Raw genomic sequence first — 9,771 nt, 5'->3', positions numbered from 1 at the left:
CTTTTAGCCGGCCAGTTTGTACGTCGCTAAGCGGGCGCTCTGCGCTTTTCTTATTTTACTTTTGCACAAAAAGTTTTTGTCGAAAACTGTCATTTGTTTAAATAACAAAGGCATTAAAAAAAGAGGAATAAAGCCCCGCGAATTGTAATATTTGTAAAAAAACAGTATTGTTTTTACAAAATATGGTAAGGATTGTCAAAAGTGAGAATAAAATGACCTAAGACTTTATTCCTAAAATTATCTCGATTTCACAATAAATATAGGATAAAAGAACGAGACAAAATTCGACATATTTTTTGAGATATTGACGAACTTTAAATTAGTTGGTATTTATTAAAACAAGTAATAATAATTTTTTAAAATTTATATATTTTACTTGTCCCATCTTAACGGGTAGTAGGACACCAGCCTCAAGTTACAATGAAGATAGGTGGAGATGAACTACTCGTAAAGGTCTGATTGCTTTAACTAACTAACTAACTAACAGGGGGAATGAAGCAAATCCGCACTGTTGGAATTTTCACTTTATCCCGCACAAACGGTCACTAAATCTTCCTCTATGCTTTAAGAGAAATCCAAGATGTAAGGGAGGAAGATAAGTGCCCGTAAGTGCCCGATTGGTTCAACTAACCAACCCTGGGGAGTAACCCCCCCCACGGATGGAAGTTTCACTTTACCGGGGAAAGTGTAAAAATCATCAACCGTTTTACTTAAGGCGTAGAAATGAGGTAGTAGCATGTTAGAGTCAAAGAGGCGAGCAACGATATTTTTACTCTTGGCATTCGTTCTGGCTGCAATTGCAGGATATTTAGTGTATGACAAAGTTCGAACATTAAATGCAGAGCTTGGCGGGATGACGAAGATTTATGTAGCAGCAGGGAGTATTCCATCGCGAACATTAATAACGGAAGGTCAAATAAAAACGATGGAAATCCCCAATCGATATGTATTAGATTCCTACATCACGGATAAGAAAAAACTTATCAACATGGTAACCGTTGTCCCTTTAGAAGAGGATGATATCATTACCGGTAACATGCTTAAGCCTGCAACAGAACTAAGGGAAGCAAATCATCGGTTAGTGGCAATGTATCGATCGGATAAGGTTCAATTTGACCAAGTTGTCACAACGAATGACCGCGTTGATATTATTATTTCCAAAGAGGAAAACGGAGAAAAGAAAACAGAATTATTTATGAAAGATGTCCCGGTAGCATGGGCTCAGGGGAAAGGGAAAGATTTTGTCGGTGTCGCATTAGAGGTGCCTTTAGATGATGCACCTAAATTAATTAATATACAAAATTATGCTGATCATATTCGAGTGCTAAAGGCGAATGTTGGAAAAGAAGAAACTCAAATAGAAAGTCAACCGACAGAAACAGAGCAACAACAAACCCAAGGGCAAGAGATACAAGCCGGAACTGAGCCAAACGGAACTGAGCAACAATTGAATGAAAATCCGGCACAACAGGAAAATCCATAAAGCCATAATCTATAAGAATTGCTGATCATAATTTTCTATAAATCTTGTTTTGAAGGTGGAGAGGAATGAAACGTGGAAGATAACGTAAAGCTCTTATTAGTAAGTGATGATGAAATTATACAAAATCAAATACTGAATATAATTGGGGAACATATCCAAACCCAAATTGTGAACCCGGTTGACGTTGTCCGCGAAATAAACCGGGAAGCGAAGGATATCGTCATATTTATTCAGCCAACAAATGATATAGCGGTGGAGAACATTCAATTTATAAAAACGGCAAGCCCATCAACTTTAGTTATTTTTATTGCAAAAACTTCCGACTTTACCTTGCTAAGGAGCATTACAAAAGCCGGAGCAACAGAGTTTTTTGTTTTCCCGGAAGAGCAAGGAGTATTTGCCGCTAAACTTCCTACGATTATAAAAAACTATGAATTGAACAAGGACAATCAGGACACAACCTTTTCCACTTTTGTAAGAGGGAGCGGTCAAATCATTTCTTTTTTCAGCGGTAGCGGGGGAACGGGGAAAACCGTATTGGCATCAACATTCGCACAAACATTGAAGTTGGAATCGACGGCTGAGGTGATTTTAATTGATCTGAATTTGCAATTTGGCGGAATTGAGACGGTCATATCAATAAATTCTAACCGATCGATTGCCGATTTAGCCCCGGTAATCAGAGAATTGAATGAAGGTCATATTCGCAATGTTTCCCAAACGGAGAGTTTTTCAAAAATGGATGTACTAATTAGTCCATGCGATGCGGAAGTGGCCGAAACCTTATCAGAAGATTTTATAACAAAGCTTCTGAGAACCTGTAGAAGAAGTTTCGATTTTGTTATCATTGATCTTCCATCTTTTATCAATAACCAAGTCGTAACTGCTTTGGAGGAATCCGATAAAATTTATTATGTGTTAGTACCGGACACACCATCATTAAAAGTACTAAAACAATTTGAGGAACTCTCAATCCGATTAGGAATTGAATTAAAATCGAGGATGAGCATCATTTTAAACCATGTTGGGAAGGAAAATGAAGTTCAAGAAAAAGATTTGAAGGATATCGTCCGTTTTCCTATCGAAGCTAAAATAAGAAGAGATATAAAGGGGTTACAACCTTTTGTTAATAAAGGGGAACCTGTACGGAAAATGGCGAAAGAAAGAAGACTGATTCCCTTTGCAAAGGATATTAGAAAATGGGCGCATTCGGTGTTAAAATAGGGGGTTTAAAAAATGTCATCATTATTTGAAAATCGCAGGCAAAAACTGAATGCCAAACCCAATATTCAATCATATCAATACGAAAATCGTTTCGTCGATGAGTTAGTAGAGCATTACAAGGCACGATTACTGAGGGACACGAATCTTGAATCCCTTACTGAATTATCACAGGGGGAAATGCGCCTTCGAATTGAGCAGATTGTCAGTCAATTCATGTCTGAAGAAAAAGTCATTATATCAAGAAAAGATAAAGAAATACTGATTACGCGAATTTTAGATGAATCAGTCGGGTTTGGACCTTTGGAGCCGCTAATCAATGATCCGACAATAACAGAAATACTAATCAATGGCTATAATGAAGTGTATGTCGAACGACTAGGAAAACTTGAATTAACGGAAGTCAAGTTTCGTAATGATGAACATGTTCGCCATATTGTTGACCGGATTATTTCACCCCTAGGGAGAAGAATTGACGAAAGTTCCCCTATGGTTGATGCGCGATTACCGGATGGAAGCCGTGTTAATGCGGTTATTTCGCCAATCAGTTTAAATGGAACACTGGTGTCAATCCGAAAGTTTAGAAAAGAACCTTTCAAAATGGCTGACTTGTTAAACTTTTATACATTGAATTCTGCGATGGCACAGTTTCTGGATGGAATTGTCCGGTCGAAAATGAATACACTCATCTCTGGCGGAACGGGTAGCGGAAAAACAACTTTGTTAAATGTACTCGCTGATTCCATACCGCATGGCGAGCGGGTAATTACCATTGAAGATTCAGCGGAACTTAGATTAGACCGACCAAATGTTGTCGGCTTAGAAGCAAGACCGTCCAATGTGGAGGGACGTGGGGAGATAACCATTCGGCAACTGGTGAAAAACGCCCTACGGATGCGGCCGGATCGAATTATTGTCGGTGAGGTTCGGGGCGGGGAAGCGTTTGACATGCTTCAAGCTATGAACACCGGTCATGAAGGCTCCCTTACAACCGTTCATGCGAATTCTCCGGATGATGCATTGCGGAGGGTTGAAGCGATGGTCGTCATGGCGGGGATGGAGCTCCCCAGTCATATTATTCGGGAATATATTGTCGGAGCTCTTGATATTATTGTTCAAGCAACCCGATTAACAGATGGAACAAGGAAAATTGTTTCGATATCGGAAGTAAGAAAAAATGCAGATGGCTCTTACTCCGTTGAAGAAATTTTTCAGTTTAAAAGAGTTGGTATTCGGAGCGATGGGAGCATCGAGGGTTATTTCACACCAACCGGCTATGTGCCGCAATGTTTAGATAGATTGAAAGTTTTTGGCGTTACCATACCGAAAGCCGCATTTACACCAATAGAAAAGGAGGTGGTATCATGACCTATTGGCTCGTCTCAACAATGGCTGTATTTGTATTTATTATCGCTTGTTACTTTTATTTGGATTACCGAAAAGAAAAGCGGGATTGGAAGAAAAACGTTGACCATTTTTACAATGATGGTAAAAAGCGGAAAAGTTTTATTGTCGTTTTAGGGGACCGCTTTGATAAAACTGAGATAGCCAAACCAATATATGAAAAATTGGAAGTTGCAAACATTCCTTTTACACCGTCGGAATACATTGGAGCAATTATCGTTTCTTACTTTGGTATTAATTTTTTACTTCATAATATGTTTAATGTTGAATTTCCATTAGCCCTGTTTATTTCCGCACTCCTTCTTGAAGGAGCAAGAAGACTAATCTTTTTCATGAGAAAAGGAAAGCTGAAGCAAAAAATTATTCAACAGTTACCGGAAATTTGTCGTACATTAGCGAACACGACTCGTTCAGGGATGACCTTAAATCAGGGGATTCAACTAGTTGCCCAGGAAATTTCGATGCCGGCAAAGGCAGAATTTAAACGATTAGCATATGAACTATCTCTTGGTGTCGACTTTCATACAGCATTACGGCAAATGGAGAAAAGAATTAATGTTCGAGAATTTCAACTTTTTGTTGCTACATTACTTATTCAAAAAAAGGCAGGTGGTAATTTGTATGCGGTATTAGATGAAATGAGTGAAACATTAGAGGAAAGGAATCTCCTCCAACAGGAAATCAAAACAATGACAGCGGAACAGCGCTATGTCGCGTATATCGTTCCAATTATCCCTATTTTCTTGGTGCTAATGATGAATAATGTGGTTGACGGATTTTTAGACCCGCTATTTTCAGGAGTAGGTTTAGTCTTGTTTGCATTGTTTCTTTTAGGAACGGTTGGAACCTTTCTTCTTGTTAGAAAGATTACCAATATAAAGGTGTGAAAATAAAATTATGGATGGATTAATTGTTATCTTTATTATTTTGGCACTTGGATTTTTCGCACTTGCACTGAGAAACTTCTATTTGTATTTAATGAAAAAACATGAACTCAAAGAAGACATAAAAGAAAAAACCTTTATCCCGTACACATTTGAAAGAAGAGTGACAAGAAAAGAAAAATTGATTGCAAAAATGTTTGAATTTGCGGATGACTTTTCTGACCTTGGTCAACGAATAAATTTTTTCAGTGAGAATGATGACGTTCGAAAACTACTTACTCAAGCTGGTTTTCCATATCGATTGACCTTGGCAAGATTCCAAGGCTTAAAGATATTTTTATTAATATTAGGCTTCTTTATCGGGGCTGTCTCACTTGTACTCAGATTTCCTTTTTCCCAATTTACGGTTATTCTTTATCCTGTTTTCGGCTATATGGGGGCCATCCTTTGGTTAAAAAACAAGGCAAAGAAAAGGCAGGAGGAATTATCGTACCAGCTTCCGGATTTTATGGATACAATGAGCGTAACCTTGCAAGCCGGAGTTGGGTTAGATCAAGCATTAAGGGAAATTGTCCCGTATTTTGAGGGACCTATCAAGGAAGAATTCGGCCGTTTCATTCAAGAAATGGATGTTGGTGTTCCAAGGTCGGATGCATATCAGGCGCTGCTTGAACGCAATGATAGCAGGGAATTTCAATTGCTCATTCGTTCATTGATTCAGGGGGAAAGGTTAGGTGTCCCAATATCTAAAACGTTTAAGCAGATTTCAGAGGAAATGCGCAAAATGAAAAAAGAGCAAATCAAAGAAAAGGCGGCAAAAGCTTCGCCAAAGATTACGCTTGTTACTACATTTCTGGTGATGCCATCAGCCCTCATATTTATCGGGGGATTGATGATCATGAATATGTTTTCACAAAACAAAAATTTATTTACATTTTTTGAGTAAAAAAGAAAAGGAGAGAGTGAATGATGAAGAAAAAATTATTAGGTCTGTACATTAAAATGATGCATCCGGTGAAAAACGAGAAAGGAGCACAATCACTGGAATGGTTGGGTTTGGCAGCATTGCTAATCCTTGTGTTGGGGATTATTTCGCAGGCTGTAAGTAAACAGGAAAACTCAATTGGGACATTAATAGGAAAAATTATTGAAAAAATTACCAATATGGTTGGGGATTAATTGAACCTATAATAAGTGACTGTAATAATTATGAAACTATAAAATTGCATAAACAAACTTAAATTACTTTAGATTTATCACCCAAACATCATGGTCATAAAGGATGAGTTTATTTTGAAGATTGCCATAAAATACCTAACAGTGTTTACAATAGTAATATTTTTACTTAGTAGTTGCAGCTCAAATCAAAAGAATACAGACGAAGGAAAGTCAGTGGAGATCATTAAAAATAAAACTGTGGAAGATAAAAAGGCAGATGATGAAAATAGGGGTACACAAAATGAAATAATAGTGGATCCACTTCCTACAAGTTATGAGGAACTTGCGAAATTACAGGCTGGTGAGTATGAAAATATTGATTTAGTAAGTGATGAAGCAAAAGCAAAAGTTAAGGACATCTTTAGTGTTTTACCGGATATTTCCAAAAGCCCAAGTAAAAAAGAATTAGATTATTACTTTCGAGAATTATTAAAAATGGTTCAAAAAAATTACGAGGGTCCTGAAAATTTAATTAATCGCTTGAAGTTTGAAACATTTGGTAATCCGAATATTAGTGATTCTCGATATCAATTTAAAGAAAATTTAAATGTTGTATTTATCATTGACGCATCTGGCAGTATGGCACAAAAAATAGATGGAAAAGAAAAAATGGCATCAGCAAAGGATTCAATTCTCAATTTTGTGAGTAAACTTCCGAAAGACGCCAAAGTTGGAATCAGGGTTTATGGTCATAAGGGAACAGGTTCAGACGCTGACAAAGCATTGTCATGTAGCAGCAGTGAACTTGTCTATCCAATATCGAATTATAATGCAGGCGAGTTCCAAGCAGCACTTAACAAATTTTCACCAAGCGGCTGGACGCCGATTGGTTTAGCCTTGCGGGAGGCGAAAAATGACTTAGCCTCCTTTGATGGAGCCAATAATACAAATATCGTTTATTTAGTCAGTGATGGAATTGATACATGTGAAGATCAGCCGATTGAAGCGGCAAAGGATTTGTATTCATCAAATATATCCCCAATCATAAATGTTATTGGATTTGATGTAGATAGTGAAGGACAAAATCAATTAAAACAAATTGCAGCAGCCACTGACGGGATATATGACACAGTAACCAACGAGGGTGAACTGCAAGAACAACTAGAAAAACTAAATGATTTGACAAATCAGTGGCAAGAATGGCTGGAAATGGGAAAACAACAATATGAATATAAGAAAGTGAGTAATAGTCTAGATATTTTTACTTATATTGCGGGTGAACAGATAAAAGCCGAACAAGAGAGTACAAATATTTATATAATTTTAAGTAGATTGAAAAGGGCTGGAATGTTTGATGATAAATCTTTTGAATATCTACGAAAAAGAAATTCTGAGTACCATGAATGGATTGATAATGAAATATCTAAATTTAATGAAGAACTTAAAGCATTAAATGAACAGAACTATAATGAAGCAATTAACCAGTTACAGGAGAAATACAATACCAATACCCAATAGGTTGGGGTGAGATTATTTGAGAGGAAGGAAACTTGAAAGAATTTTATATTTAATGCTAGCCTCCATGCTAATCTTTTGGACGCTGTTTCCGGCTGTAAGTGCCTTCGCATATATTACTCCGGGAACACCCATTGTCCCGGGGAAACCAATTACCCCGGGTACACCGATTCAGGGGGGAACCTTTATTATCCCAGGCAAAGTATATGAACCGGGTAAGGCTGTAAAGAGTGGAGAAAGTGTCAGTGGTTCTTCCGGATTAATTTCCGGGCAGCCGATTGTTCCATCTACACCATTAACATATGGAACCTTCATCATACCAAATGCGCCACCGGTATTGGGACATCCGGTGCTTGGGGGAACTGCGATACAAGGCGGTCAAGGTCCAAATGGCGGCACGGCAATCAATGGAGGTCAAGGCCCGAATAGCGGCACGGCAATCAATGGAGGTCAAGGCCCGAATGGTGGCACGGCAATCAATGGAGGTCAAGGTCCGAATGGTGGCACGGCAATCAATGGCGGTCAGAGCTCGAATGGCGGTAGCGCAATCAATGGAGGTCAAGGTCCGAATGGTGGCACCGCAATCAATGGAGGTCAAGGCCCGAATGGCGGCACGGCAATTAACGGCGGTGAAGGCCCGAATGGTGGCACCGCAATCAATGATGGCCAGGGCCCAAATGGCGGCACGGCAGTTAACGGTGGTCAAGGACTGAATGGTGGGACAGCAACTAATAGTGGTCAAGACCCAAATGGTGGAACAGCTACAGGTCGAGGCCAAGGACCTAGTAATGGAAATACATCTTTGCCCGGTAACGGTCCAAATACAAGTGATTCAGAAAATGAAACATCTTGGTTGTACAAGACAATTGATTCGGGATTAAATTTGGCAAAAACAGTCAAAAGGTGGGGGCTGGATTTTTATTTTGCTGGAGATTCAATTGCACAAGGCATAGTTGCTCATGGGGCAGGATATAAGTTTGTTAAAAATGAAAAATATAAAAGCGGTTATAAGTATAAATATTTAGGAAACCGAAAAGTAGAAGGGAAATTTAAACAAAAACTACTTGATAAATTTTCCTCAGACATAAAAGACAATAAACGAAATTATAACTCTTTTGAAAGAAAACAATACCTTAGGGATAAGGGATTACTGGGATTCAAAGAGACATTTAAAAAGAGTATTAGAGATAAATGGTTTCCTTTTTTTAAGCAAGAAAAGCAGGTCAAAATGAAGGGGCATAAAGTTCCAAAGATTGAATCAAAATGGACATTTAATAAAGATTTTATTAAACCTTCTAAGTTATTAAAAGGGAATGGATTCGTAAACACTATTTTCACATTTGGTCAAACCTTGAATGATTATACACTTGGCCCTAAAAAGTCAAAATTATTTACTTCAGAATTCTTTGCGGATCTCTCTACAGATGCAACAATTGGAATTGGCACAACATTTATATCTTCCGTTGCATCCAGTGCTGCAGTCGGGATGGTTGGCGGTTCTGTAGTTCCTGGATTAGGTACAGCAGCAGGGGCAGCGGCAGGTCTGTTGACTGGGGTTTTAACTTATTTCTTTATGGAATCACGTGTAGGCCAATCTATAAAGAAAGGCATTAGGTCAGGTTTCAAAAAAGCCTACGATGGTATTGGCAAAGCAAGTAATTGGATCGGTTCGCAGTTTAAATCAGGACTTAAAAAAATAGGTGGTATCTTTGGATAATAATCGTCTGACATTTAAAGAAAGTAAATTACTTTCGGCAATTGGATTTAATTTATTTTTTGCCTCTATTTCTAGCGCATTACCGGAGTGGAGTACAAAGTTTTGGCTAATTAATACGACTGTTGCCATGTTCTTTATCATTCGGACTGTTTATGCTTGGTTGACAATGACTGACAGTAAAAGATATTTTTCGATTGGGAGCTACGGTATGATTTTTATGATGGCATTTGTAGGTGCACAACCGATTATTCGATTACTTTGGATTGGGGAAAGTCATTTATGGATTCTTTTTGTGGTCACATGGTTATTATTATTTATTGTCACCCACCTATCAAAATGGAAAATTGGCAAAATGTTTAAAGATCCATTTGATTCCAAGGGTGGGAGGA

The 9,771-nt window shown here is 38.1% G+C and carries 8 protein-coding genes and 1 pseudogene; all 9 read left to right on the top strand.

What is annotated here, in order from left to right; genetic code table 11:
- Nucleotides 1-736 precede the first annotated feature (736 nt).
- The gene (gene cpaB, locus LIZ98_RS15505) at nt 737-1,483 is read left to right on the top strand and encodes a Flp pilus assembly protein CpaB (RefSeq protein WP_095142693.1); all 747 of its coding nucleotides are present in this window, start codon (nt 737-739) and stop codon (nt 1,481-1,483) included.
- A gap of 72 nt (nt 1,484-1,555) precedes the next feature.
- Nucleotides 1,556-2,707, top strand: coding sequence for a CpaE/TadZ family protein (locus LIZ98_RS15500; protein WP_034772285.1), 1,152 nt, complete (start codon nt 1,556-1,558; stop codon nt 2,705-2,707).
- Nucleotides 2,708-2,719: 12 nt separating this feature from the next.
- The gene (locus LIZ98_RS15495; protein ID WP_034772282.1) at nt 2,720-4,072 is read left to right on the top strand and encodes a TadA family conjugal transfer-associated ATPase; all 1,353 of its coding nucleotides are present in this window, start codon (nt 2,720-2,722) and stop codon (nt 4,070-4,072) included.
- Entirely contained in the window at nt 4,069-4,995 is a 927-nt protein-coding gene (locus LIZ98_RS15490) for a type II secretion system F family protein (protein WP_041846093.1), read from the top strand. Before LIZ98_RS15495 ends, LIZ98_RS15490 begins: the two co-directional genes overlap by 4 nt.
- 10 nt (nt 4,996-5,005) lie before the next feature.
- On the top strand, nt 5,006-5,938 hold the full coding sequence (locus LIZ98_RS15485; RefSeq protein WP_034772278.1) for a type II secretion system F family protein: 933 nt from the start codon (nt 5,006-5,008) through the stop codon (nt 5,936-5,938).
- 23 nt (nt 5,939-5,961) lie between these two features.
- A complete protein-coding gene (locus LIZ98_RS15480) occupies nt 5,962-6,171 on the top strand; it encodes a hypothetical protein (RefSeq protein WP_227140179.1) in 210 nt (69 codons plus the stop codon).
- Between the two features lie 213 nt (nt 6,172-6,384).
- Nucleotides 6,385-7,668 (top strand): vWA domain-containing protein, encoded by a 1,284-nt coding sequence (locus LIZ98_RS15475; RefSeq protein ID WP_227140178.1) that lies wholly within the window; start codon nt 6,385-6,387, stop codon nt 7,666-7,668.
- A gap of 16 nt (nt 7,669-7,684) precedes the next feature.
- A complete protein-coding gene (locus LIZ98_RS15470) occupies nt 7,685-9,382 on the top strand; it encodes a collagen-like domain-containing protein (protein WP_227140177.1) in 1,698 nt (565 codons plus the stop codon).
- Nucleotides 9,375-9,771: pseudogene (locus LIZ98_RS15465) on the top strand (hypothetical protein); the annotation flags it as partial. The gene LIZ98_RS15470 and the pseudogene LIZ98_RS15465, both read left to right, overlap by 8 nt.

The sequence above is a fragment of the Caldibacillus sp. 210928-DFI.2.18 genome (assembly GCF_020554505.1).
GTDB classification, from domain to species: Bacteria; Bacillota; Bacilli; order Bacillales; family Caldibacillaceae; genus Caldifermentibacillus; species Caldifermentibacillus hisashii.
This window is presented reverse-complemented; position numbering and strand designations above follow the sequence as displayed.

Excerpts from the sequence above, each read along its gene's own strand:
- LIZ98_RS15485 (WP_034772278.1), top strand. The coding sequence starts at position 5,006 with ATGGATGGATTAATTGTTATCTTTATTATTTTGGCACTTGGATTTTTC.
- cpaB (WP_095142693.1), top strand. The coding sequence starts at position 737 with ATGTTAGAGTCAAAGAGGCGAGCAACGATATTTTTACTCTTGGCATTC.
- LIZ98_RS15495 (WP_034772282.1), top strand. The coding sequence starts at position 2,720 with ATGTCATCATTATTTGAAAATCGCAGGCAAAAACTGAATGCCAAACCC.
- LIZ98_RS15480 (WP_227140179.1), top strand. The coding sequence starts at position 5,962 with ATGAAGAAAAAATTATTAGGTCTGTACATTAAAATGATGCATCCGGTG.
- LIZ98_RS15490 (WP_041846093.1), top strand. The coding sequence starts at position 4,069 with ATGACCTATTGGCTCGTCTCAACAATGGCTGTATTTGTATTTATTATC.